Consider the following 25445-nt stretch of genomic DNA (forward strand, 5'->3'; position numbering starts at 1 on the left):
TTCACCTTCAATAAAATTCCCTCATACCAAAAATGCTATAATAAACCCAATCAAACTAAGGGGGATCATTTATCTTGCACGGAAAACACATTCAATTTCACAAGTTCGGCAATCCAAAAGATGTACTACAAGTTGAATATAAAAATATAGAACCATTAAAAGAGAATGAAGTTTTAGTTCGTATGCTAGTTAGACCGATTAATCCATCTGACTTAATTCCAATAACGGGAGCGTATGCTCATAGAATTCCTTTACCTAACATACCTGGTTATGAGGGTGTTGGTATTGTAGAAGATGTTGGCGCGGGCGTTACGAGAGAGCTTATCGGTAAACGTGTTTTACCGTTACGTGGAGAAGGTACTTGGCAAGAGTATGTGAAGACGTCAGCTGATTTTGTAGTTCCTATTCCGGATTCTATCGATGATTTTACAGCGGCACAAATGTATATTAATCCTCTTACAGCGTGGGTTACTTGTACAGAAACGTTAAACTTACAACGTAATGACGTTTTATTAGTGAATGCTTGCGGATCCGCCATTGGTCATCTTTTTGCGCAGTTATCAAACATTTTAAACTTCCGACTCATTGCCGTGACAAGAAATAATAAGCATACAGAGGAGTTACTACGCCTTGGTGCTGCATATGTAATCGATACTTCCACTACCCCGCTTTATGAAACCGTTATGGAATTAACGAACGGGCTCGGCGCGGATGCTGCAATTGATTCTATCGGGGGATCAGATGGAAATGAATTGGCTTTCTCCTTACGTCCAAACGGGCACTTTTTAACGATCGGTCTTCTATCAGGTGTACAAGTTAACTGGGCAGAGATTGTCACGAAAGCAAAAGTGCACGCGAACATATTTCATTTACGACATTGGAATAAAGAAGTAACGCCATATAAATGGCAAGAGACGTTTCGTCATTTAATTCACTTAGTAGAAAATAAGCAATTACGTTTTATGAAAGTACATTCTACATATGACTTAGCGGATGTGAAAACGGCGGTTGATGTTGTGCAGTCTGCTGAGAAAACGAAAGGGAAATTATTTTTGACTAGTTATTAACTACAATTGAAGTGGGCTTTTGGATTGGCCTTTTAAATAGACTAGATAATACCTTTAAGAGCGAACATTTGTAAGTATCTGGTATAATTCTATTAAAAGGTGAAAGGAGATTTTCACATGTGGTTAATTTCGGCAATTTGGCCTGTTATACTAGTCGGGGGAATTGTAGTATTTGTAATAAAAAGATTGGAACATAAATATAAGAACGGAAAATTAGGTAAGAAAAAATCAAAAGAAGCTCAAAACTTATTAGATAGTCTCATACCTATAGGAATGCTTGTTGGCTGTATAATCGGTTTGATTTTCGGTATGTTTTTCCCGGACTTCTCCCTGCTTTCAGTTAGTTTAGGATCTGGAATAGGCTATTTATTTGGTTATTTCGCCTATGAAATTTATAGTAAGACAGGCAACAATTTTTCCTAATCCAAAAAGAATAAGCCGGACAGTACATAATAGTCATATAAAATATGTACTGTCCTTTATTTTTGCATCAAAACTATCACCTTATCTTCCACATCCTATACACCTTTTTGATTGATTTTCCTCTCCTCCCTCTTTTGTATATTCGCTTTTTTGTTTTCATTAGATCTATACCCATAGTAAAGTAGAGCGCATGTAATAACTGAGCCTACAATGTATCCTAAAAAACATCCTAACCAAAACATAATATAATCGCCTCCATCCATAATAAATTTTATGTAATATAACTCTTTACATGCTCAATCGTTTATTTCTATCAACTATACACTCTCTAAAGCTATTCATACTATTATTTCTCTTCTTACCTCAAATAATAATTTTATTATTTGTCATAAAGTTAACATTTTTCCATATTATTACTTTTATCTTCGAGAATAATATACTACATTTGAAATAAGCAGGCTAGTATATCAGCTCTTCTCCCTCTTACCTTTAGTTATGAACAAAAAAACCCCCTCAAAGCATAATCTTCAAGGGGTGAGCCTGTTTTTTTATTTACTTATATACGTACAGCTGTACCACTTACAGCAACCATTAACATTCCATCACGAACAACCTCGTAATCTACGTCAACGCCAACGATAGCGTTCGCACCTTTTTGTTTTGCAAGTTCTTTCATTTCATCCATTGCGATATCACGAGCTTCTTTTAGCTTACTTTCGTAAGAACCAGCACGACCACCGACAACATCACGAACAGAAGCGAATAAATCGCGGACAATGTTTGCACCCATAATAGCTTCACCATTTACAATATCGATATACTCAATAATTTCTTTACCTTGAATTCCAGACGTTGTTGTTACAATCATGACTGACACTCTCCTAATAAGTTGTAGTTTGAATAAGCTTTCTTATGTCTTTATTATGACATGGAACAAGCAACGAATCTATTGAATTACCTTACAGGAATGTGACAGTTTTGTAAGAATACAGCGACTATTTTGTTTAATAAAGTGCTTTAACATTAGGATACATAAACGATTCCCTATTTTCTTTCCAGTCGCGTTCTACTTCTTTAAAAGTTGGTCGTCCTAATTCTTCATTGTTTTCATGTTTACGAAACCATTTCTTCACATACTGATCCCCGTTTTTATTTTGCACTGTACAAAGGAAACTATTATTACTATCCTTTAATATTTTTACAATCACGACAAGACACCCCTTCTCTCTTAAACTTGATCTTTTACCATAAGCCCTTCCTCTCTTATAGTCATACGACTCCTCGGTCGCGCCAAAGTTGTAAGATCAAAAACGATATTTACTTTGTTTACATTTTATTTAAAGAAATCAGAGTTATAAGCATTATACTTATCAAATATTTTATAGATTTCTAACTTATCATCTAATTTTGCATCTACTAAAATTAATATATTCCCATCGTAAATATATTCTTCATACTTTTTAGCATGGTCTTCAGGGATTCCTAAGCCGATAAATGCTCCTATTAAACTTCCAGCTCCTCCGCCAATACCGGCTCCCCCAATTGCTGCTGCGATCGGTCCCGCTGCTACAATCGGGCCCAGTCCAGATACAGCAAGTACACCAAGGCCTGTTAATAAACCTCCGAGTCCACCTGCTACTCCTCCTGCTACAAGTCCTGTCGCTGAAAAGATATCTCCTTTATGTGCAGTTTCATGATTCACTTTCTCACCTGATTTTTCTTCCAGATGTTCAATTTCCTTTTGATCTTTCGCAATAGCTGAAATGTTATCTGCCGGGTATCCTTTTTCCTTTAATTCATTAATAACGAGTGCCGCATCATCAATTGTTGGAAAAACACCTACTATTTTTCTATCCATATTCATAACTATTAACCTCCTAAAATTTTATATAACGTATCTTTATTACTCTTCGTTTTTATATACACTTATTTTTTTATTCACATAACCATTTACGAAAAATGCTAATAATAAAAGGACTACAAGAGAACTACTTAACAAGTAAATGAAATCAAATGTAATATCCGTTATCATTTTATCCATATGTAACAGTCTCCTTTTTATTTAAAGTAAAAGTATATTTTTATAGACTAAAACTTTACAATCCATCTTCGGTCAATCTCTTTATGGTATATGTATACCCTTCTTCCCCCTTTCTAAACGTAAAAAACTATAATTATATTTTTTCTTATTTATATGTTTAACATTTTTTAAAACGGGTACGTTTATATTGTTATGCTTATTATATGGAAAGGAAAATTACGATGAACGCCATTCACTCTACTACTATTCTTTATAATGAAACACCTACAATAACGCAGATTCATCATTTTTATGCTTTAATGACAACATTTCAAACGAATGTATTTATAAGTAAACGAGGAACACTTACTTCTATTAAAAACTTAAGCACATTAGTATCATTTTTCCTTACTGTAAAAAAGAGAGAGCTTGTATTATTTATATTTGAAGGAATAGATGCAAAAAGAGCTTTAAGAACACTCTTTCCTTCTTAAAGGTTTTATTACCCCCTATTCCCTCGATTGTTATTTTTCATACATAGTTTTATACTTCAAAATGATTTCCTCTATTCAAAACGAGACCCCCTAATACAATAGGGGGATTTCTAGTTTAGCCCTATGAAAACTGATATAATATATATTACGTTTTTCATTCTTTAAAATAGAAAACTTTTAATAACCTTGAAGGTAGGAATTTTTAATGAAATCGAAAGCAAAATTTAGTATTCGCTACAAAATTATGGCTGGTTATTTAGTTATCATTTTGTTTTTACTTATTTCTTTTATTATGCTAAACAATCAGATTTCCAATTTACAAAAATCTCGTAATTTTATTATTGATCACGATTTTAAAGTTCTCAATTTAACGAATCAAGTGGAGAAAGACTTGCTAACAATAGAAAATAAAGCGAAAGGCTTTATTACTTCTAATAACGCGAACTATTTGCAATCTCTTAACTCTGCCGAAAGAGATTATGAAAAACATTACCATAATCTTTTTTCTTTATTAGAAGATAATCCATCTCAGCAAGAAAAATTAAAAGAGATTAACGGAAACATTACTAATTGGATGAATAAAGAGATTCACCCGTTAATTGCAAATCATAATAGTAATAAAATACAAGAAATCGACACTACCGAAATCCAATCATTACAATCACAACTAACTGACTTCCGTAGCACTGAGGAGCAATTAACGAAAAAAAGAGCTGCACAATTAGATACTAAAAATAATAAATTAGAGCTTTGGTTATACAGTTTATTGTTCTTACTATCTTGTGTTTCTATTATCGTTTCACTTTATATTTCGAATTCCATTACAAAAACGATTAAAAATGTAATTCAAGCTATTAAATCCATTTCTTCTAAAGAAAAAATTACGGAAAGAATTCATGTAAATACACATGATGAAATAAAAGATCTTGCTCATACAACGAACCATCTGCTAGACGAAATATCGAAAAGAGAGTGGTTACAAACGGAGATTGCAGAATTAATTTTAATGTATCAAGGTGTATCTTCTATTGAGATGTTAGGTAACAAAATTTTGAGTGGCATTATACAAAAAACGCAAACTTCTTGCGGTGCATTTTATGTACGTGAAGAAGTTGAAGAAACTGTCTACTTTGTGAAAAAAGCTTCTTTCGCCGATCAAGGTGTTGATATTGGAAAACAATCTATTAAAATGGGTGAAGGCTTCATTGGACAGTCTGCTTTAGAAAAGAAAAGTTTTATTCTTAGGGACATACCTGAAGAGTTTCGTTACGTTACTACTGGATTATTAGAAATACGCCCTAAAAATTTACTAGTCATCCCTGTCTTATTTGAGGATGAAGTGATTGCAGTAATGGAGTTAGTAAGTGTAACTGACATTTCAGATTTACATCAAGATTTAATTCACCAAACTGTTGATAATCTAGGTTTAACAATCCACAGCATTATGGGACGTATGCGAATTCAAACTCTTTTACATGAATCACAAGCAATGACAGAAGAGTTACAAGTTCAATCAGAAGAATTGCAAACGCAAGCGGAAGAACTACAAATGCAAGCCGAGGAATTAAGAACAACGAACGAACAGTTAGAGTCTAGAACGGAAGAGGCCGAGCAAAAGACAGCTGACTTACAAGTGACTAAATTAGAATTAGAAGAAAAAGCAAGCGAGTTGTTACGTAGCTCAAAATACAAATCAGAATTCCTAGCAAATATGTCACATGAATTACGCACACCGTTAAATAGTATTTTACTATTATCTGAAATGTTAAAAGAAAATCATGATAATCATTTATCCGATGATGAAATTGAATTGGCAACCGTCATTCATTCATCAGGGAAGGATTTACTTACTTTAATTAATGACATACTAGATTTATCTAAAGTAGAAGCCGGAAAACTAGATGTTATTTTTGAAGCAACGAACATAAGTGATATGGCAGCAAGTATGCAGCAAAACTTCTTACATATCGCTGCACAAAAAAATGTAGAATTTACTGTTGAAGACAGTGACACCATTCCTAATCTGTTTTATACAGATGCAAAACGGATTGAACAAATTATTAAAAATTTATTATCCAATGCATTTAAATTTACGGAAAAAGGATCTGTCTCTTTACATTTCGATTCAATAGAAACAAGCAACTTGAGTCATGATATGCAGTCTATAAGTAAAGACTGGATATCAATTTCAGTAAAAGATACTGGTATTGGTATCGCTAAAGAACAGCATCAACTTATTTTCGAAGCCTTTCAACAGGCAGATGGTGCAACAATTCGAAAGTATGGTGGTACAGGATTAGGTTTATCTATTTGTAAAGAGTTTGCTAGACTATTAGGTGGTTGGATTACGTTAGAAAGTAATGTAGGAGAAGGTAGTACTTTCACTGTATATATTCCTAACCTTCCAAACGGATTAACTGATATACAAGTATCCAATTTAGAAGTCGCAGCAACAGTAGATGAAGTTATTCCTGCTGAAGTTGTTGAGGAAACCATCGTTCTTCCAGAAACAAATAATGTCTTCCAAGAGAAAACCATTTTAATTGTCGATGATGATCATCGAAATATATTTGCATTACAAAATGCATTAAAAAAACACCATGCCAATATCATTACTGCACAAAACGGCCTAGAGTGTTTAGAAATACTAAAAAACAATACAAATATCGACCTTATTTTAATGGATATTATGATGCCAAATATGGACGGTTATGAAACGATGGAACATATCCGAATGAACTTAGGGTTACATGAAATACCTATTATCGCATTAACTGCTAAAGCAATGCCAAATGATAAGGAAAAATGTTTATCTGCTGGCGCTTCAGATTATATAAGTAAACCATTAAATTTACATCAACTCTATTCGGTAATGAGTGTATGGTTAATAAAATAAGTGAGGTTTCGTTTCAGTGGAAAATAAGTATTATAATTTTGATCCATCAGTAGATATGGATAAGCGTACGAACTTAGAAATTGACTTACTATTGGAAGCGGTATTTAAACTATCAGGATTTGATTTTCGCCAATACGCTCGCACATCTATTTATAGGCGGATTTGTAATCGAATGCAGATTTCTAATATCCCTACCATTTCAAAATTAATAGAAAAAGTAATTCACGAGGAAGGGGTTTTAGAACAGTTATTAAATGATTTCTCGATTAATGTAACTGAGATGTTCCGTAACCCTATCTTTTTTAAGGCGCTGAGAGAGCATGTCATTCCTGAATTAAGAAAGCATCCTGAAATTAGAATTTGGCATGCTGGATGTGCCACTGGTGAAGAAGTATTATCCATGTCCATCTTACTTCACGAAGAAGGATTAAGTGAAAAAGCTGTTATTTACGCAACAGATATGAATACAGACGTGTTAGAAAAAGCAAAACAAGGTATTCTTCCATTAAATAAAATGCAAACTTATACGAAAAATTATTTACAAGCTGGCGGTACACAAGCATTTTCTAACTATTATTCAACGGATAGTCGTTTTGCTTATTTTAATCCTTCACTGTTACAAAACATTATTTTTGCACAACATAATTTAGTAACCGATCAATCTTTTAACGAATTTCATATTATCCTTTGCCGTAACGTTTTAATTTACTTTACAAGTAAACTTCAAAACCAAGTACAGCAACTATTTTATGAAAGTTTAAGTCACAATGGATTCCTATGTTTAGGAAATAAAGAAACTCTTCGTTTCTCGGATATCATGCCGCATTATACGCAATTTAATCCACACGAACAAATCTATCAAAAAATACAATAAAAGCGTATGAAATCCTCTATTTGGATTTCATACGCTTTTTATTTCGCATTCGCTTGTATCATGATAAGACACATATCATCTGATTGTGCTTCCTTCTGTTCTTCCTTGTAAAACCCTTCTATCTCTTCTTCTAACTCTCCCCATTTTCTTTCTGTAAAAGTACGTAATTTCTCTTCAGCCTCAAATTCATCATTTGCTATTGCTTCAAGTACACCATCTGTAAACAATACGATTTGAGCGTTCTTCTCAAAAGGTATAACTGTCTTTTCAACTTTTATTTCATCAAAAAATCCTACCGCACAACTCCCGCGATTTAGTTCCACTACATTTGTTTCATCAACTAAAACGTATCCAGAAGGATGTCCTGCATTTACATATTCAATCGTTCTCTTTTCTGTATCCACTACTAAGTATATCGCTGTAAAATAATAGGGAATATTGTCATTCTCATTATGTAAAAGAGTCATATATTTATTTAAGTCTTTCATGACAAGTTCTGGATCGATTAAACATTTAATCGTTTCACGTAATACAGACGAAATGAACATGCAAACTAAGGAAGCGGATACACCATGTCCCATCACATCTAATAATATAATACCGTAGCGGTTTTCATCGATTTTATACCAGTAATACATATCTCCAGCTAGTTTAAATGAAGGTAAGTAACTTGCTTCAATTTTTATATGCTCTTCCCTTAATGGACTACTTAATAAGTTTCTTTGTACTTGCGTAGCTAAATCTAGTTCATTCCGAAGGTTTTCTTCCTGTTCTTTATGCCAATTTAATTCTGATTTCAAGCGTAATGCCACACGCATACGCGCTAACAATTCAACTTTATTTATAGGTTTCGTAATATAATCCATTGCCCCCATATCAAGAGCTTCAGCTAATTTATTTGCATCTTCTAAAGCTGTAACAAAAATAATAGGAATATCTTTAAACTTCTCCTCTTTTTGTAATCGCCTACAAACTTCAAGTCCATCAATTTCAGGCATCATAATATCTAATAGTATTAAATCTATTTCGTTATGCCTGGAAGAATCTTTTCCAAAATGGATGTATTCGAAAAGCTCTTGTGCAGAATTAAGCGATACAAGATCCTGATATCCGGCTTGTTTTAAAATCTTCTTAATTACAAAGATGTTAACCGGATTATCATCTACAATTAAAATGGACACAAGTGATTTCCCCTTTTCTTATATAAAATGTAAATCGATTATTATTTTCTATTTTTCTAGTATTACATACTCAGTTATAAAATAAAAATTTCCTACTCAAACATATTTTTTATATAGCAAAAGAACAAACCCCCAGAAATGAGAGTTTGTTCTTTCACTCTATAAGTTTCCACTTTTAATTTAACACCATTGCTTTATCATTTAAAAGACGATCCAATTCTTCCATATGATTTGTTTCATCTGCGATCATATCTTCTAACTTTACAACTAACTCTGTCATATTTAATTTCGCTGCTTGTTCTTTTCTCTTTTCATAACGCTTAATTGTTTCATATTCTGACTTTCTAGCTTCTTCTAACATTTCTCTAACGTCTTCTACTTGTTTCACTCGTAAAGGAATCGTAGTAGGTGTACCACCTAACGTCTTAATTTTCTCCGCTAAATATAGGGCATGTCCTTGTTCATCACTAATTTCAGATTCAAAGAAAGGTTTTAACACTTGTCTATATATACCAGAAACTGTAGCTGCATTATGGTTATACATAATAATTGCTGAGTATTCTCCTGCTAAATCTTCATTCAATCCTTCGATTAGTTTTTTCACATCGTGTGACATTTTTATATCTCCTCCTATACTTAATACGTACCCCTTTTCTCATGTTTTAAACATCATTATTTTAAATTTTTTATGTATCTAAAAATGCGGCTTGCTTCAATTTACTTATCGCTTGTCTTTTAATACGAGAAACGTGCATTTGTGAAATACCTAACCGTTCCCCTGTATCCTTTTGATTTAAATTTTCTTCAAATATATAATGAATAACACTCTTTTCCGTTTCATTTAATACGTTAAAAATATCTTTTAAAACGAGACGCCTTTCTGTCTCTTCATATCCTTGCTCTACTTCACCTACAGATTCAATTCTCGCTACCGAACTTCCATCAGATGCATTTTCAACTACATCATCTAAGGAAGATACTCGATAATTATTTTTCGCATCCATAATTTCTAGTACTTCCTCTTCGGATAGTCCTAAATGATCCGCAATCTCTATAATTTTCGGTGAACGTTGCAAATGATCTGTTAGCTCCTCTATCGCAAGTTTAATTTTTCCGCCTAAATCTTTAATTCGCCTTGGAACGTGAATGCCCCAAGTTTTATCGCGTAAATACTTCTTTATTTCCCCTACTATCGTAGGTATTGCAAAAGGCTCAAAAGCATTCCCTATCGAATAATCATACCTTCTGATTGCTCCTAAGAGCCCTAGCATGCCTACTTGTATAATATCCTCATGCATCGGCCCGCCTTTTGAATAGCGATATGCAATGGAATATACGAGATTTTTATAATGATCAACTAACCTTTCCTGTGCTTCATCACATTGGTTTTGTTGAAATTCTGCAATTAGTTTCATAACGTCTTCTTTAGTAAGATTCGTAGGTTGAGATTGGATTTCCATCATTCTCCACCTGCTCTCTTTGTATATATTTTGTCATTAAAACTGTCATGCCCTCATCATGCATGATTTGTATATCATCCATTAACGTATTAATTAAATATAAACCTAAACCATTTTCCGGCAAATGTTCTACTGGTTTACTAATATCATACGGGCCAACTTTCCTTTTTAAGTTATTAAAATCAAAGCTAACCCCATTATCCGCAACCATAATTTCTAATCGATCTTCATATAGCCCAAAGACAATTGCAATTTCTCCAACGTCTTCTTTGTATGCATGTTGTACAATGTTTGTACATGCTTCACTAATAGCAATTTTCATATCTTCTATATCGTCATAAGCAAAGCCCATTCGATTCGCAACACCAGCCATCGTTAAACGAATAATAGCCACATATTCTGCCTTTGCAGGAATTTTCATTTCTATCTTTTCAAATCTCTCCATCATCCCTAGTCACCTTCTTTCTACTTTTTCAAAATCGGAATTCAAATTTAATATTTCTGTTAACCCTGTAATATCAAATAATCTTTTTAACCTTTTAGATACACCAATAAACTCTAGTTTTCCATCATTTTTCTTAACTGCTTTTAATAGCGCTATAAACACGCCTAATCCTGTACTATCCATATACTCTACCTCAGTAAAATCTACTACCATATGAACCTCTTTTTCGCTTGCAATAGGCATCATCTTATTTTTCAAATCTGATGCCGTATACGCATCAATTTCACCATTAAGCTGTACCGTATAACCTACATCATTTTGCAAAATATTTATTCCCAAATTCATCATTTCCGCCCCCTTATCTCAAACTACTACTATGTTAATTACCCATAAAAATTAGTTTTAAACATATTTTTTTATTTTTATTATAAATAAATTTTCCACACCTTTCTCGGCTTAACACGTAAAAAATACTACCAAATGTTTAAACCTTATAAATTTGTGTATGTATAATGTATAAACATTATTTTTAGGGGGATCTATCTATGGAAGAGCACAACTTTAAAAAGGGAGATTTCGTTCAATTTTCTTATCGACACGATCATGCTACAAAATTAGTTGGTTCCATTATTAATATACTAACGAATACAATTGTAGTTGATATAGGTAATAACGAGGACTTATCTCATATAGAACCAAGGCAGGTCGTAAGAATAAACGCTTGTAAAAAAATAACGATGGCTTAATACATAAATAGAAAGTGTAATTTCAATGAGCGGGGGCCTTCATCCCCGCTCATTCCTATGCAGATTACATAAAAAAGCATCCAATTTATTTGAATTGGATGCTTTTTTATGTATATTTATCATTCTATTTACTTTATAACTACATATAATAAACTTAAGATTACTATTCATTATCATACTTACGCTTTCCGTAGCATTCTAGAGAAGAATGTAACGATTAAAATAAAGACAATTGCACCTAATAACGCTGGAAGAATAAAGATGCCTCCCCATTCAGGACCCCAATGACCAAATAACGCACTACCTACCCAAGATCCGATTAATCCGGCAATCACATTACCAACTATACCTAAAGGAAAGTCTTTTCCCGTAATCATTCCAGCTAACGCACCAATAAGTCCACCTACAATACACGTAATAATAAGTCCCACAATTAACCCTCCTATATTCGTTTTATATTGTATTTATCAAGCTTTGGTATGTAACCAAAGCTTGATAAACATGTATTATTCTTTATTATCCAACCCATCACTTATCTTCTGTTTCACTTTTCCGACTTTTTCTTTTATCGTTCCCTTCGTCTTGTCCCACTTCCCTTCATTTTTCAACTTTCTATCTTCTGTAACTTCACCAATTCCTTCTTTTACTTGTCCCTTTGTCTTTTCCACTTTACCAGTAATTTGTTCTTTTAGTCCGCTCTCACTCATATTTCCCATCTCCTTTTCGTAATAGATTTATAGATTTACAGGATACAAATTTAAATAGAATACACGCATCTTCTTTCTTGTAACCATTCACCGACTCTCTCTAAATCTTTAACGAATAACAAGATTTTCCCTTCATCCAGCTTTTCTTCGTAGAAGTTCGCTTCTTCCTCATTAAGCCCTAACTCCTGCATCTTATTTCTTAACTGATCTCCCGTTTTTTGAAAGACGTTAATAATACTTGTCCCAAGTCCCTCCTCTTGTATACCAATTGTATTCACGTCTGCATTGTCTGCGATTCTATCTGTCCTTTCTTTCTCGTGTGTTAATACGTAAATATCTTTTTGGTCTATTCCTTTCTTTACTAGATCATTCGCCGCATTCATGACCTCTTTCTCCGTAATAAATTCATATACAAAAGGTTTCCTATACTTCGTTTCCATCTTTAACTTCCTCCTTTAAAATGAATTATTTGTTATATTATATGTAGTACACCTATTTTCGAAATGTTAAACATAAAATTTGAAAAAAAAATGAAAAGGAGAGTACATATGCACTTTCGTCTAGAGTTATTTGTAGAAGATTTGCAAAGATCTATTCGTTTTTATGAGGAAATCCTTACCCTTGTATTCTCAAAAAAGAATGCAACTAGTGCAATGATTAAACTAGGGGATTTTTCTTTATTATTAACCCCTGATTATATTCTCAATGAAAATCATTATTTAAAAACAGGTGGACTTAAGCCAAAAGGTAAAGGTGTTGAAGTTATCATGGTTTTTGATAATATTGAACAAATATACCAACATGTATTAGAAAAAAATTATCCAGTGGAATCTAACCTTAAAATGCAATCTTGGGGAATGAAGGATTTTCGTATTGTAGACCCTGATGGTTATTATTTACGGTTAACCTCCTGTTGAATTTTCTCTATCCTAAAACTAGTAAAATAAATCCTCTTACAATAACTACCTAAATTAACAGAAAATTGTTATGATTAAGCCAAGGAGGGGATATAATGAAAAAAACCACTTATATATGCGCTCTAACCGCTCTATCTTTCACTTTAATAGGCTGCACAAGCACCTCAGCTACAGATAAAGCTTCACAAGCTAAGCAAGAACAGAAACAAAATGCCTTTCAATTAAACTCCGCAAACATTACAGATATCGAAATACTTCAGACAACCAATAATACTACTTCTAAATCTCAAACAGACAACGAAGAAATGATACAATCTATCGTTTCCGCAGTTCAAAAAGGCACGCCTAAAACAATCACTTTAGATCAAAAAAAGCGAGAATCGGCACATTCTACTATTACCGTTACATATAAAGATGACACAAAAGAAGAATTTCTTGTGTGGGTTGATAATAATGAGAAAATTACGATTGCTAAAGATGAGAAGAAGGATAAGGTTGAAGGTGTAACAGTGAATATTAAAGATGTGAAAATGATGAAGGATTTCTTTTAAAATTTTAATATAATTGATGTTAAAAAAGAGTAGGATGTAATCCTACTCTTTTTTAATCTTGTCCAATAAATAAACTTTTATAAAAGCTATTTAAGATCTAATTTTGCTAAATCATGTTGTAAAACATTATTTCCTTCTTGTGGGTTAAATACGATTGCACTAAGACCAAAAACATTCGTAACAACATCTCTATCTTTCGAACGAATGATTCTTACTTCATAAGCAAAAACACCTGAAGAAAGAGCTGCTGAACGAAAAGTAACACGTCGATTAGGTGCCAATGTTTGTGTTGAAGGGTCTACTAATGGTAACAATACCGGAGAACCCGATGACCAATCAAACATTTCAACAGTTACTGTATGAGTATCATCTGGATCAACATTCATAGCTTCCACAGTAAGAAACAACGTAGCGGAATGTCTACGTAATACACCCGTTGACAAAGTTTCATTGTGGTGTTTATGATGTTTTTCAGGAGGATGATCATAGCCATAACTCATACTAATCCCCCCTTTCATTTACAATTAAGGATAAGTATTCCTTACAATATATAATGCTAGTATTATTTTAATGAAAGGTATAAAAGCGGATTTCTATCTGTGTTTTTGGAAATTTTATTTCCCACTTATTCCCTATTAATAAATAATATAGATTCTCCTATTTTGTCCTTGAACTCCTTCAAAGAATAAATCTATTTTGAAAAGAACCTGCTCCATTCATAAATACATAAAGTAAATGGAATCCGTTAAAACACATAATTGATCCTTTGTTTTCCCCCTCCTATTTAAAGGAGGAACTGTTCTCGGCTTTGGTGATAGTTATGGCTTCGCGGGAGGATTTGCTTTATTAGTTGTATTGTTTATTTTATTAATCATCATTGGAGCTGCTTGCTTCTGCTAAAAAACTATTGGAAAAGACATGCGATATGCAGAGATTCAAGTGCAACTATTACTTTAATGATGTAATATTACATTCGCCCCCCAAAATGAATTCGATGCTATAAAAAAGATAAAGTGTTCATTTATACAACCTTAGCTTGATAGCAATATCATGAGTTCCCATCCCAGACAAACTAGTTAACATCTCAATAATTGCTATTGCAGAAAAGTACAACAAGCTGGACAACATAGATTTCAAACTGTAAGATTAGATGTTGGTGAAATCGGACAGCAAAGTATATATAGAAAATAGGTGTTAATTTTGAAAATCAATAAAAAATTTGAACCGATAATTTTTAATCTCTTTATGATTTTAGGTATATCTAGTATTATCTCTTTCGTCATGGTTTCAATGAATGTTGGGTATACAGCTTTATTTCTCAAATCATGGATAAAAACATGGGCAATTGCTTTCGTGCTTGCATTTTTAGCTTCTAAATTACTACCCTTTGTAGTGAAAAGGATAATGAAAATATTCATATTTGTTGAGAAGGATGCTTAAAAATAAAGTGATGTACTACTCTAGTTCATTTAAATGAAAAGAAATAATCATCACAAAACTTAACCTAGTAAAATGTTTCAACTCGAAGGAAGGCACCTTAAAAGTTGCTTTTCTTTATATGTTAAAAAAGCTCGCCTATTTCCGTAGGCGGGCTTTATCTTTATTACACAATAAGAAAGTATACTCTCTTTTTCTCGGAAATTTTATGTAATTTTACATATTCATGAACATACATGTTTTGATGGACTTTATCTATATACTCATGGCAGTAATCCATTAAAAATGTATCTTCTTGAAAGCAAAACTCTCTTTTAGAAAAAAGAAAAGACACCCTAAAGTGCCTTCCTCCGACTTGAACCATCTTAATTTTAATAATATGTATTGGACTCCCATCCAACTATTATTTTACCATGTTAAGTTGTTTTTGTTTATTGAGAAATACAATAATTTATTTATGCTGACCGTCTGTATGAGATCCTTTGTAGTCCATGCAGCGATTAACAAGAGAACAATAGCCGTGATAAACACCTAAAAGTCCTTGCTTGAGCCACATAGATAATGCGGCATTTGAGCCAATGGTTAGAAACATAAGCATGACTGTGTATTTATTAAATCTCATTATAAGCAATCTCCTAGTGGAACTGCGCATAAGAAAATTTCACCATTCATTTATCACGTAAAAAATGGTATTAAATAAAATTTAGATTCCTTATTTACAATTAAAATCTATATTTTTAAAAATGATATAGAAGAGGGCATGAGTAAAATTATGCACTAAGCCAATGTGATACTATCTCCGAAGGAAATACCGTATTGCAGAGTAAAAACATTGTACTTCCTAGTGGAGTGAAATTCAGTGTTATTTTTATAACTCTCCATGTTTCCATTCTTTATTATGAATATCTAATCCTTCTTGACCAAAGAAATGGAGAATAAATTCTTTTTCATCACTAACAGTTTTTTTAGCTAGTTTAGATCCTTCCATACTTTGCTTTGTTCCAGAACGTAAATAATGAATTTCCCTAAAGTCTTCAACTGCAGATTCGAAATTTCCATCGTACCATTTGTTCAGAATAGATTCATATTTGGGTCTTTCATCATTATTGATAACATTTAAGTTGTTTTTTAAGTATTGAATGTTTTCTTTTATCATTTGAAACCGCCCTACATCACGAGTACCAGAAACATGAAGATTATTTCCATTGAATGTGAGTTTTTGTAAAGACATATGTATCATCATATCATTTATCGTTTGCTCGTTTTGGATTTCACCAATCGACTGTGCCGCTTTAGATAATTCATCTTCACTTACTACATAACTATCTTTTTGTTGCTTTTGAATGGTTTGAACTTTCAATTTTTCCTGAACCTTTTCTTCTTGTTTAGGTTTTGATTCAGTTGCAGCCTTCTCATTTGAGCTACAAGCAGCCATTCCCATAAGCAATGTACTGCATGTTAACGCCGTAAGTAACTTTCGTTTCATTTTTTCACGCCTATCTGTATTGGTTATTTTAAATAGATTTTTTAGAATGTAAGATTTCTCATCTCATAGTAGCAAACAATTCGTTTGTATATTGTCATGTTTTGTCGAAGGATAATAAAAAACACCCTATGGTGCCTTTCTCCGGCTTGAATTATCTTAATTTTAATAATATGTATTGGACTCTCATCGCCTATCAAGCTAAGAAAATACAACTACCCCAGAACGAGATTGTATCCTAACTTACAATAAAAAAGTTCATTTTTTCGTTTTGGGGTAATTTAAAATTTTTAAGTTAATAGGCACAGGGCACGCTCTATAAAGCATATTTTTTGAACGGTGTAACATATAAATAAAATGATATGTTAAATTAAGTTATAAAAAAACAACCTAGATCCCATAGGATCTAGGTTGTTTTTTTACATAAATGTAATCGTCACTAAAGAATATCCTTCTTTCGCATTATACGGCTCCGCTTTATAAGAAACACGGTTTGCTCCTTGCGGATAACCGATTTCTCCAATTGCTTTTTTCACATCTTGCAATGCGCCATTCATTGATTGTTTATAAAGGATTTCGATCTTTGGTGACTTTTCGTTATAACGTTGCTGCATTTTATTTTTTAATTCGTTATAGTTATTTGCGATGTATTCATTTCCTAAATAGTTTAACTTTGTATCTTTTAATATTTGCTGATAGGCAGGGATTTTCGTACCACCTGCAGCAATTTTATTTGTTAATGTACTATAATAATTTGTTGTAGCTTGCGGATAGTCCCCGCGGTTCCACTCATGATTTCTTGCGATTTGCTCATCTGATAAGTTGAAATAAGAATATGTTACGCGGCCTTGTTCATCTGGCACAGGATCATCGAATGTTGTATCAAGGTGATACCATTTGTTTTCGATTTTCACTAAGTTCCAAGCATGAGGCTGACCGTCTCCAGTTCCTACTACAAAATGATTCTCAATTCCTGCTTCTTTTAATAATTGATAAGTTAATAGTGCGTAACCTTGGCAAACCGCAGAACGATTTACGAGTGCTTCATATGCTGTGTAAGCTTTATAAGACGTATCATAAGAAACATGTTTTACGACATAATCATGAATCGCTTTCACTTTTTCGTGATCATCCATCCCAACTTGTATAATAGAAGAAACAATTGCCTTCGCTTGCTTCATTACATATTCTGTTTGTTCTTTCGTTTCACGATATGTAATTTTTAGCGTAAACGTATAATTTCCAGGTGATCCAGAAAGTCCATATGAAACATTCGATCTATTATTATTTGTATACTCATTTTTACTTGCCACTTCTTTATAGGCGTTAAAAAGTGTATTCATCACTTCTTTTGTATTACTATTTGTCGTTTTATATGGAAGTGTAATATTCGTTTCGTACGCATTAATACGCTTCTGCACTTCATCTTTGAATGCTGCTAATAGTGCTGCATCTCCTGTATTTTGCACCGCAACCGCAGGCTTTTTATACTGCAAAGCATTATATAAAAACTGTGCATATTGTTCACGCGTTACCGTTTTAGCAGGTTCAAATTTCCCTTCGCCTGTACCAGATGCAATCCCGTTTGACTGCACCGCACTAATTGCCCCTTCTGCCCAAAAACCATTCGGAACATCATTAAATGTATGCTTTTGCTTAGCCGAAACTTGAAAAGCATTTTTAATAATTTGCGCCATTTCTGCACGGCTAACAGAATCTTTCGGTCTAAAACCTCCGTTTCCATCCCCGTTAAAAATCCCTAATTTCGTTAACGTTAAAACCTCTTCTGGAAACAATGTGGATCCTGAGCGAATATCTCGATACGGATTGTTTAAAGTAGATCCATCTTGTAATACGTAACGAGCACCATCATTACTAAACGTACCACCTTGCTTATTCGGTAACAACGCACGATAAATTAAAGCTGCAACTTGCTCTCTCGTTGCAACATCACCGAAACCAAACTTCCCATTTCCATAACCAGAAATAATATTTTTACTCGATAAATCTTTAATCGCCGGATACGACCAATGCGACGTAGGCACATCAGAAAAAATACTTGCCTCAGCTGCTCTTACATCACTACCATTTGTATATAGTAAAGCACCACCAATAAGTGATAATGATGTAATTGATTTTAGTAGTTTTGTGTACATAATTCCTTCTCCCAATATCGTTTCTATTTATGTTATTTTTTGTCGAAAAATCTAAAAGAATATGACAAAACATATTATACTATTAAAATTTTTTGAGGGATATATTAGGTTTTGAAATATGCAAAAATTCATATTGTTATAGGGATTCATGGTGATATTATGTTGTTTTATTTGTGAATATATAAATAGTAACTCGTTATAACTCCCTCATGATAATCTCTAATTTAGTATTGAAATTCTCTAAATCTCAATGTATTATATTTTTGTATTTTCTCAGTTTCCCAAGCCGAGAAAACATCATCACTTCTAAAAGGACCCGAACTCCAGGGGGTCCTTTCTTTTATTCCTCATTTTTATAAACGTATTTATCGTTTTATCTAGTACAATACTAAGAGACTCTCGCGTTTGCTTTCGTGCCATATCATCACTTATTTCATTATACAAGCTACAGCCATTTCTAATTTCTGTGGAGCGATGTATTGCCTTACTAACCCTAAACCAATCGTATCATTTATTAAATTATCTATTATTATAATCTAATTTATAAAACATGAATTCCTTCGAATAAAACTCAATATTATGTCCATAATGTTGATAGGCTGTATGCCAAAACCCATTTAGTTTTCTCTGTATCTCCTTGTATTGAGCAGTTAGCCTTTGCTAGCTGCTCTTTTATTTGTAACCTTGTTAGACAAGTTTTCATATAATGTAGTCATTCCTTTCTTATAAATTAAGCTCGTCACTTGAATTATAAAAATGGGATTATATCCTATAACATTTTCAGGAATTATCCATATTTTATTTCTGAAAAAGTGCTTTATTTTGCTGAAAGGTGGTTGCGGAAACAACCGCCTTTTTATTTATGGCAAAATGAGATTTCTATTACGATCTATTACAAAGTATGTTATTACTGGTACAATCCGGTATAATAAATACAGATTAAATATTGAAAGGAAATATGACAATGAAAAGATATTTGAACTTCATTTCACTTTTCTTAACTGTACTTGTAATAATTAATCTTACAAATATACATACGAAGTACCAATTCTTTATAGGTGCATCTATAGCAATATGTTTAACTATTATTTCTACAAATGAAATTATAAAATTCCTTGCTACTAGTAGCTTATTAGTTTATGGATTTGCCGCTTTTACTTATTTAAGTATTGCTTGCTAACTTTCAATTTCGTTTTATATTAAAATAACATTTTTATTTAACTTCATCACGTTAAGTTATATAGAAAACTATATATAATTGAATATTAAAAATGTTATTTCGATTCTAATATAGAGGCACATACGACTTTTTTCTTTGTTTATGGAGTTCTTACATAATAGTAAGGACCTTTTTTATTTCAAACACAATTTGTTCATTTTTTTGATACATTTATGAAACATTCATGTGTTATCTTCAGTACGTTCTATTCTTTTTATAATGTCGTGTGAGATATACCAAAACGTGAAACCCTAGACCCCTTAAACCTAGGGCGATTTTATTTAATTACTAGTTTTCATCAACCCGAGAGCTTAGTAATTACCTCTTCAGGCTCAACTCTCTCCCTTTTGAGAATTGAGCCCTTTATTTATAATATTATCTCCATACTTCCTACTTATTTGTACAAAATTCTACTTCAACCTCTCCCAAAAACTTTAATATCACATAAAGCTTACGTAAAGATTGCTATAATTCAATTTATCCCTCAATAAACGTTATATAATAAAATTGAAAATATCCAGTTTGCATACAATTGTCTTTCTGTATGACATATAACTCTTTTGCTAAGAGAAATCCTAGCTTTTTTATAGAGAATCAGTTTAAAAATCAAAAATAAAAGAACCTCAATACATGAGGTTCAAAAACTCTACTATTTTAAATTACCTTCGTAAAAAGCAACTCCATTTTGAACATGCTTTAAATACCATGTAATCGTCCCGCCACAAACATTTTCATTAAAACTATTAGCATATACTCCATTTGAGTAATAAAGAGTTCTTTTAAATTTACCATTAGAATACTCATAAGGAATTGAGCATGCTGCTTGCTTCGGAGAACTCACAGCTTTTTGCGTATCAGCTGAAGCCGCTCCAATTCCTCCTGTTAATGCAATACCAGTTGCCAATAGCCCTACTACTAATTTCTTAAACATAATAAATCCCCCTTTAATAGTTTTTATAGCTTACAACTTAAATGTATCACTTTTGTAATTTATGTAAATATCTTGAATATGTAGAAATATTTATTTAATTTTTGGTAATATTAGGATTTTATTTTATCAAATGAAAAATAGAGGAATTTAGAGAAGTATGTAACAATGCATAATAAAGTGAAACCTTAATCAGTGGGGAGTTCTTTATCCTCCACTGATTATTAGTTGAACCAATCGGACTTTTATGGGCAGTTGATCCCCCACCTAACTTCTTTGCTTTCGCTGGAGGATTTGCTTTATTAGTTGTATTATTTATTCTATTAATCATTATCGGATGCAGTTGTTTCTGCTAAAAAACTATTAGAAAAGGTACCTATATGGGTACCTCTTCTTTATATGCCTTATTCATTATCTAGTTCCAAATTTTTATCACGATTGAATTTGTTTTTTCATTTTTCGTATTCATCATACCTGAAATAAGAATCGATTTCAGACATGTGTTTTTAACGAAAAGAATTGGGGACCATTTTTTCCCACAAAGGAAATACCTTTTTGAAAATCTCTACCATGGAAGGATCAAATTGTGTACCAGATCCTTCTATAATACGTCTATACGCTTCTTCAGGAGATAGAGCCGAACGATACGCTCTTGAAGAAGTCATCGCATCAAAAGCATCTGCTATTGCAACAATTCTTGCGCATAATGGTATTTGATTTCCTTTTAGTTTTTGAGGATAGCCCTTTCCATCCCATCTTTCATGATGAGAAAGAATTATATCTTCGCTACCTTTTATTAAAGATATATTTTTAAAAACTTCTAATCCTAATTGTGGGTGTGTCTTAATAAGATTATACTCTTCTTCTGTAAGAGAAGATGCTTTCTTTAAAACCTCATCCGGAATACCTATTTTTCCTATATCATGTAATAAACAAATAAAATGAAATTGTTTTAAAAAATTATCATCATATTCATTTGTTTCTTTAGCAAGAATCGTAGCATAATTGGCTACACGTTCACTATGTCCTTTCGTATATTGATCCTTTAATTCCATTATCCTCATTATCGATAAAGCTGTTTCTTTCATTTGTTTTTCATAGGATGCTTTAATTTTTTGTACTAAAAATTTTAATGAAAGAAATACAAAAAATGACGTAACAAAAATGATTAGAAACAATAATATTAATGATATTGAATAATTAATTTCAAAATAATAAATAGCAATTAAAAATCTACATACCATACAAATAGATACCGTTAGAAGATAATGAATACTTAAAAATAAAGGTGCAGAAATTACTAGGAAGCACTCTAAATATGGGATATGTAAAGACGAACCTGGATCACGTATAAACATAAGATCATATGCCAAAAGATAAATAATACTAACACCAAGAAAAATATATTTTGTAAACATTTGTTTATTCATTTTTTGTAAACACTTATTACATAAAAAAAATGAAATGAAAATAAATAAAAATACGAGTTCAAATAAAAGCTTCTCTAGTGTAAAATCCTTTCCAAGAATAAAATGTTGATAAATATTATCAAACAAAAGAGTACTACAGGGAATAAATAGAAACATGTTTATCGGTTCTTTCGTTTCAATATTTTTAATCCCTTTCATCATTTTACACACCGCCAAACTTTTTTAATAAAAACATAAGTTCATATAGATATTATTAATAATATCCAAGAATAGATAATAGTGCAAAAAATACCCTTTCTCATAACCTATAAATGGGGTACCGCCATGATAGGAATGTATAAAGAGATGGATAGGGTTATAGAAAAAGAAAAAGGCGAATTCCTTTTGAAATTTGGAATTCGCCTTTTTCTTGCTACCGATAATGAGACGTTATATTAACCTCATATGTATAGAATATACAGTAAACTAAAAAGGAAAATTTTACATTTTTTATTGTTTCTTATAAGTGAACTATTTGTATTCCTGTCTATATAATTTAAACGAATAAATAGCTCCAATAAAGAATACAAAAGCTTCAAATAATATAAAGATTTGACGGAAATTCTCGATATCTTTACCAACTAAAGAAATAAATATGGCATTCATTAGAATTTGAGTAATAAACATACGAGAAGTAATTTTTAAATAAATAGCATTTGTTCCTTCATCTGGTTTACCAATTTTTTTGTAAATAATAATAAGTGCAATTACTGAACCCAAAAATAGAAGTGCTGTAAGTCCTACAACAATATTGAAATTCCCTGTACTTTCTAACATCCATTTATTTAATAAATCAATCATTATTATCTTCCTTTCCTACATAAGAGAATATTTCTTTCTTCTTTTTCACTATAATAAAAAAAGAAAAAGGAAAACATCGAACTTTCTTACAAACATTCTTGTATTCTTACAGTTTTGTCATTTTGCAAATGTATTCATCGCCTTTCCTTTCATTATTTTCTTTGGAAAGCATAGTGAATTACGAAATAGAGCGCTACATGATCAACTTCCAAGAAGTAGTGCACGAAACCTCTTAATTCATGCAATTAGTATGTAGAATACTAATGAGTTATTGATTAAGAAGATAAAGGAATAAGAAATACGATAAAGAATTAGAATAGATAATGTAAAAAATGGAAAGAGGGGAAAAGATGAATCTAAAATTAATAGATGTAACAGAAGAAAATTTCTTTGAAATTATTAATTTAAAATCAGATAAACTTCAAGAAAAACACATTCAAATATATGAAAGATGGGTTGGTTCAAATGCTTTCTTTCTTGCAGCTTGCCAAACGTTTGGGTTTACTCCGAAAGCTATATATGATAATGATGTTTTAATAGGTTTTGCTTCGTATGGGTTTAGAAATGAAACGAAGCAATATGAGTTAATTAGTATGATGCTTGGCCATCAATATCAAGGGTTAGGGTATGGGATTCCTGTTTTAAAAGCAGTAATAGATAGTATGGTTCAGACGTACAAATGTGAAGAAATATTCTTATCGGTTATTCACGATAATGAACGCGCAAAGCGGATTTATGAAAAAGTGGGTTTTAGGCCAACAGGAGAGATTGAAGAAGGACACCATCCAGAATTAGTTTACTGTTTAAAATTAAAAAACTATGTAAATGTATAAAACTATATATACCTCTAGTTCTGTATAAATCTTTTCATTTTCTGGTTTTTGCTCCATATTCTTTAACATATGAAGCAAAAAAATTAATTTTGTGTAGTTTATTTTTGTTAGCATGATAGCGATGTGGTGCTCCCCCTGTTAGTAGTAATTTTAATATCACTATGGATAAATTACTTTTAGAACTTTACTTCCAAGAATGAATTTTATGTGAACAATTAGTTGAAACTTCCCTTTATTAATTAACTAAGTAATATTTTGAAAGAACATATAGATATAATAGAAAGAATACTCGGTGCATCATCTCAACGCGCTGAATAGGTGCATTATTGCATGTTAAAAATTTAACTTAAGGTGGAATTGTATATGACTGAAGATAAAAGACTGAAAAAGCCGGTGGTAAGTTTTATATTACTAACCAACATTATTTTCTGGCCACTTTTTCTGCTTGTAGGAATTACAAAGTTATTACATTTTCCAACTTGGATTTTTGATGTAATGCTCTGCATATCAGCTTGGTCTTCCACTTTTGCTTTTATGTTTCTATTTAAAAGAATTTATCCTGGACAAAATTTTATTCAATTCGTAAAAGATAGATTTAAAAATAAACTTAATTACTCTATCGTTCTTACTGTCAGTATGATTCAAATAATTATATTTTTGACAATGCTGTTTCTCATTTCGACTAATAGTGAAGCAGACTCTATTTTTAATAGAACTACATGGGGCGTGTTAATTTATTATGTTGTTAAAACTATTGTATCTGGACCACTAGGAGAAGAATTAGGGTGGAGGGGTTTTGCATTAATGGAGCTCCAGAAAAAATACTCGCCATTAAAATCCTCAATCATTATTGGTTTTTGGTGGGGAATGTGGCATCTGCCTATATGGTTTACTACAGGTTTTACAGGCAGTAATTTAATTAAATATATTTTATTTTTTATGATTGCAATTATATCTACTACAATTATCATGGCAACATTTTATAATTTAAATCAAAATTTAATTGTTCCAATTATCATCCACTTTTTCTTTAATTTATTTATTGGCATAATAAATGGACCATTAATTGAATTAATTATGTATACTGCAATTTTTTATTCAATAGTTGCGATTTTACTTATAATTATAAATCCAAAGAAAGTTTTATATCGAAGATACTATAATTTTTTATAATTCTTGATTTCTAACTCTTCTTGCATGATAAATTTCTCCATACTAATTAACAACTAATATTAAAACTATTAATCCAATAAATCCTTAGAAAAAATGGTTATCTATACACTAACTTAGTTAAATATGGATATTTTTCAAAGAGATAAAAAAAACTAATCCCTATAA

Annotated in this window: 31 protein-coding genes and 2 pseudogenes; 14 read left to right on the plus strand and 19 right to left on the minus strand. The window is 31.8% G+C overall.

Going from position 1 to position 25445, the window contains the following annotated elements:
• Positions 1 to 74 precede the first annotated feature (74 nt).
• Together PDQ40_RS23045 and PDQ40_RS23050 are read left to right on the plus strand one after the other, a co-directional pair.
• The gene (locus PDQ40_RS23045) at positions 75 to 1067 is read left to right on the plus strand and encodes a zinc-dependent alcohol dehydrogenase family protein (protein WP_000546060.1); all 993 of its coding nucleotides are present in this window, start codon (positions 75 to 77) and stop codon (positions 1065 to 1067) included.
• Positions 1068 to 1184: 117 nt separating this feature from the next.
• Positions 1185 to 1490 carry a hypothetical protein gene (locus tag PDQ40_RS23050; protein WP_000266262.1) on the plus strand — a complete coding sequence of 102 codons (306 nt, stop codon included), beginning with the start codon at positions 1185 to 1187 and terminating at the stop codon, positions 1488 to 1490.
• A 556-nt stretch (positions 1491 to 2046) separates the two neighbouring features.
• On the opposite strand, the gene PDQ40_RS23055 is transcribed toward PDQ40_RS23050, so the two are convergent.
• From PDQ40_RS23055 to PDQ40_RS23070, 4 genes are all read right to left on the minus strand, one after another.
• Positions 2047 to 2358: a YbjQ family protein gene (locus PDQ40_RS23055; protein ID WP_000637511.1), complete on the minus strand. Its 312-nt coding sequence runs from the start codon at positions 2356 to 2358 to the stop codon at positions 2047 to 2049.
• 136 nt (positions 2359 to 2494) lie between these two features.
• Complete coding sequence (locus PDQ40_RS23060; RefSeq protein ID WP_001996867.1) at positions 2495 to 2698, minus strand: DUF4028 family protein; 204 nt, start codon at positions 2696 to 2698, stop codon at positions 2495 to 2497.
• A 125-nt stretch (positions 2699 to 2823) separates the two neighbouring features.
• Positions 2824 to 3354, minus strand: coding sequence for a general stress protein (locus PDQ40_RS23065; RefSeq protein WP_001055598.1), 531 nt, complete (start codon positions 3352 to 3354; stop codon positions 2824 to 2826).
• A gap of 39 nt (positions 3355 to 3393) precedes the next feature.
• Positions 3394 to 3531: a hypothetical protein gene (locus PDQ40_RS23070; protein ID WP_000359816.1), complete on the minus strand. Its 138-nt coding sequence runs from the start codon at positions 3529 to 3531 to the stop codon at positions 3394 to 3396.
• Between the two features lie 221 nt (positions 3532 to 3752).
• On the opposite strand from PDQ40_RS23070, the gene PDQ40_RS23075 reads away from it, so the two are divergent.
• The 3 genes from PDQ40_RS23075 (at position 3753) to PDQ40_RS23085 (ending at position 7774) form a co-directional block, all read left to right on the plus strand.
• A complete protein-coding gene (locus PDQ40_RS23075; RefSeq protein WP_000991342.1) occupies positions 3753 to 4004 on the plus strand; it encodes a hypothetical protein in 252 nt (83 codons plus the stop codon).
• Between the two features lie 205 nt (positions 4005 to 4209).
• Positions 4210 to 6900 carry an ATP-binding protein gene (locus tag PDQ40_RS23080; RefSeq protein ID WP_000836722.1) on the plus strand — a complete coding sequence of 897 codons (2691 nt, stop codon included), beginning with the start codon at positions 4210 to 4212 and terminating at the stop codon, positions 6898 to 6900.
• A gap of 16 nt (positions 6901 to 6916) precedes the next feature.
• On the plus strand, positions 6917 to 7774 hold the full coding sequence (locus tag PDQ40_RS23085) for a CheR family methyltransferase (protein WP_000429027.1): 858 nt from the start codon (positions 6917 to 6919) through the stop codon (positions 7772 to 7774).
• 38 nt (positions 7775 to 7812) lie between these two features.
• Here the strand turns inward: PDQ40_RS23085 and PDQ40_RS23090 are convergent, their stop codons facing one another.
• From PDQ40_RS23090 to rsbV, 5 genes are all read right to left on the minus strand, one after another.
• Entirely contained in the window at positions 7813 to 8955 is a 1143-nt protein-coding gene (locus tag PDQ40_RS23090) for a fused response regulator/phosphatase (protein ID WP_000025556.1), read from the minus strand.
• 175 nt (positions 8956 to 9130) lie between these two features.
• The gene (locus PDQ40_RS23095; RefSeq protein WP_270691647.1) at positions 9131 to 9571 is read right to left on the minus strand and encodes a ferritin-like domain-containing protein; all 441 of its coding nucleotides are present in this window, start codon (positions 9569 to 9571) and stop codon (positions 9131 to 9133) included.
• Between the two features lie 70 nt (positions 9572 to 9641).
• Entirely contained in the window at positions 9642 to 10418 is a 777-nt protein-coding gene (sigB, locus tag PDQ40_RS23100) for an RNA polymerase sigma factor SigB (protein WP_002163732.1), read from the minus strand.
• Positions 10381 to 10863, minus strand: coding sequence for an anti-sigma B factor RsbW (gene rsbW / locus PDQ40_RS23105; protein ID WP_000970573.1), 483 nt, complete (start codon positions 10861 to 10863; stop codon positions 10381 to 10383). The genes sigB and rsbW overlap by 38 nt, the downstream gene beginning before the upstream one ends.
• 6 nt (positions 10864 to 10869) lie before the next feature.
• Positions 10870 to 11208, minus strand: coding sequence for an anti sigma b factor antagonist RsbV (gene rsbV / locus PDQ40_RS23110; protein ID WP_001996861.1), 339 nt, complete (start codon positions 11206 to 11208; stop codon positions 10870 to 10872).
• Between the two features lie 197 nt (positions 11209 to 11405).
• On the opposite strand from rsbV, the gene PDQ40_RS23115 reads away from it, so the two are divergent.
• Positions 11406 to 11606, plus strand: a complete 201-nt coding sequence (locus tag PDQ40_RS23115) for a hypothetical protein (RefSeq protein ID WP_061535758.1) — start codon at positions 11406 to 11408, stop codon at positions 11604 to 11606.
• Between the two features lie 179 nt (positions 11607 to 11785).
• On the opposite strand, the gene PDQ40_RS23120 is transcribed toward PDQ40_RS23115, so the two are convergent.
• The 3 genes from PDQ40_RS23120 to PDQ40_RS23130 form a co-directional block, all read right to left on the minus strand.
• Positions 11786 to 12037 (minus strand): GlsB/YeaQ/YmgE family stress response membrane protein, encoded by a 252-nt coding sequence (locus tag PDQ40_RS23120; RefSeq protein WP_000522902.1) that lies wholly within the window; start codon positions 12035 to 12037, stop codon positions 11786 to 11788.
• A gap of 75 nt (positions 12038 to 12112) precedes the next feature.
• A complete protein-coding gene (locus PDQ40_RS23125) occupies positions 12113 to 12313 on the minus strand; it encodes a CsbD family protein (protein ID WP_000004269.1) in 201 nt (66 codons plus the stop codon).
• 50 nt (positions 12314 to 12363) lie between these two features.
• Entirely contained in the window at positions 12364 to 12753 is a 390-nt protein-coding gene (locus tag PDQ40_RS23130; RefSeq protein WP_073536576.1) for a general stress protein, read from the minus strand.
• Between the two features lie 108 nt (positions 12754 to 12861).
• Between PDQ40_RS23130 and PDQ40_RS23135 the strand changes: the two genes are divergently transcribed.
• Both PDQ40_RS23135 and PDQ40_RS23140 read left to right on the plus strand, forming a co-directional pair.
• On the plus strand, positions 12862 to 13230 hold the full coding sequence (locus PDQ40_RS23135) for a VOC family protein (protein WP_048557798.1): 369 nt from the start codon (positions 12862 to 12864) through the stop codon (positions 13228 to 13230).
• Between the two features lie 95 nt (positions 13231 to 13325).
• Positions 13326 to 13781, plus strand: coding sequence for a hypothetical protein (locus PDQ40_RS23140; protein ID WP_000754259.1), 456 nt, complete (start codon positions 13326 to 13328; stop codon positions 13779 to 13781).
• An 86-nt stretch (positions 13782 to 13867) separates the two neighbouring features.
• On the opposite strand, the gene PDQ40_RS23145 is transcribed toward PDQ40_RS23140, so the two are convergent.
• The gene (locus PDQ40_RS23145) at positions 13868 to 14281 is read right to left on the minus strand and encodes a hypothetical protein (RefSeq protein WP_000120200.1); all 414 of its coding nucleotides are present in this window, start codon (positions 14279 to 14281) and stop codon (positions 13868 to 13870) included.
• A gap of 325 nt (positions 14282 to 14606) precedes the next feature.
• On the opposite strand from PDQ40_RS23145, the pseudogene PDQ40_RS23150 reads away from it, so the two are divergent.
• Positions 14607 to 14681: pseudogene (locus PDQ40_RS23150) on the plus strand (YjcZ family sporulation protein); the annotation flags it as partial.
• Between the two features lie 300 nt (positions 14682 to 14981).
• Positions 14982 to 15221: a DUF2798 domain-containing protein gene (locus tag PDQ40_RS23155; protein ID WP_000700215.1), complete on the plus strand. Its 240-nt coding sequence runs from the start codon at positions 14982 to 14984 to the stop codon at positions 15219 to 15221.
• Positions 15222 to 15669: 448 nt separating this feature from the next.
• Here the strand turns inward: PDQ40_RS23155 and PDQ40_RS23160 are convergent, their stop codons facing one another.
• The 3 genes from PDQ40_RS23160 to PDQ40_RS23170 form a co-directional block, all read right to left on the minus strand.
• A complete protein-coding gene (locus tag PDQ40_RS23160) occupies positions 15670 to 15849 on the minus strand; it encodes a hypothetical protein (RefSeq protein WP_270691648.1) in 180 nt (59 codons plus the stop codon).
• Between the two features lie 237 nt (positions 15850 to 16086).
• Positions 16087 to 16704, minus strand: a complete 618-nt coding sequence (locus tag PDQ40_RS23165) for a DUF6241 domain-containing protein (RefSeq protein ID WP_000823726.1) — start codon at positions 16702 to 16704, stop codon at positions 16087 to 16089.
• 416 nt (positions 16705 to 17120) lie between these two features.
• Complete coding sequence (locus PDQ40_RS23170; protein WP_270691649.1) at positions 17121 to 18857, minus strand: S-layer homology domain-containing protein; 1737 nt, start codon at positions 18855 to 18857, stop codon at positions 17121 to 17123.
• Positions 18858 to 19821: 964 nt separating this feature from the next.
• On the opposite strand from PDQ40_RS23170, the gene PDQ40_RS28145 reads away from it, so the two are divergent.
• On the plus strand, positions 19822 to 20037 hold the full coding sequence (locus PDQ40_RS28145; protein WP_000833256.1) for a hypothetical protein: 216 nt from the start codon (positions 19822 to 19824) through the stop codon (positions 20035 to 20037).
• 688 nt (positions 20038 to 20725) lie between these two features.
• Here the strand turns inward: PDQ40_RS28145 and PDQ40_RS23180 are convergent.
• Positions 20726 to 21007 carry an LCI fold-containing protein gene (locus PDQ40_RS23180; protein ID WP_000473834.1) on the minus strand — a complete coding sequence of 94 codons (282 nt, stop codon included), beginning with the start codon at positions 21005 to 21007 and terminating at the stop codon, positions 20726 to 20728.
• Between the two features lie 278 nt (positions 21008 to 21285).
• On the opposite strand from PDQ40_RS23180, the pseudogene PDQ40_RS23185 reads away from it, so the two are divergent.
• A pseudogene (locus PDQ40_RS23185) lies at positions 21286 to 21360 on the plus strand (YjcZ family sporulation protein); the annotation flags it as partial.
• Positions 21361 to 21510: 150 nt separating this feature from the next.
• Here the strand turns inward: PDQ40_RS23185 and PDQ40_RS23190 are convergent.
• On the minus strand, positions 21511 to 22635 hold the full coding sequence (locus PDQ40_RS23190) for an HD-GYP domain-containing protein (RefSeq protein WP_000975382.1): 1125 nt from the start codon (positions 22633 to 22635) through the stop codon (positions 21511 to 21513).
• 309 nt (positions 22636 to 22944) lie between these two features.
• A complete protein-coding gene (locus PDQ40_RS23195) occupies positions 22945 to 23274 on the minus strand; it encodes a hypothetical protein (protein ID WP_000566279.1) in 330 nt (109 codons plus the stop codon).
• Between the two features lie 350 nt (positions 23275 to 23624).
• Between PDQ40_RS23195 and PDQ40_RS23200 the strand changes: the two genes are divergently transcribed.
• On the plus strand, positions 23625 to 24107 hold the full coding sequence (locus PDQ40_RS23200; protein WP_001049724.1) for a GNAT family N-acetyltransferase: 483 nt from the start codon (positions 23625 to 23627) through the stop codon (positions 24105 to 24107).
• Between the two features lie 363 nt (positions 24108 to 24470).
• Positions 24471 to 25280 (plus strand): CPBP family intramembrane glutamic endopeptidase, encoded by an 810-nt coding sequence (locus PDQ40_RS23205; RefSeq protein WP_270691650.1) that lies wholly within the window; start codon positions 24471 to 24473, stop codon positions 25278 to 25280.
• The last annotated feature ends 165 nt before the right edge of the window (positions 25281 to 25445 follow it).

The sequence above is a fragment of the Bacillus cereus group sp. Bc061 genome (assembly GCF_027715825.1).
GTDB lineage: Bacteria > Bacillota > Bacilli > Bacillales > Bacillaceae_G > Bacillus_A > Bacillus_A paranthracis.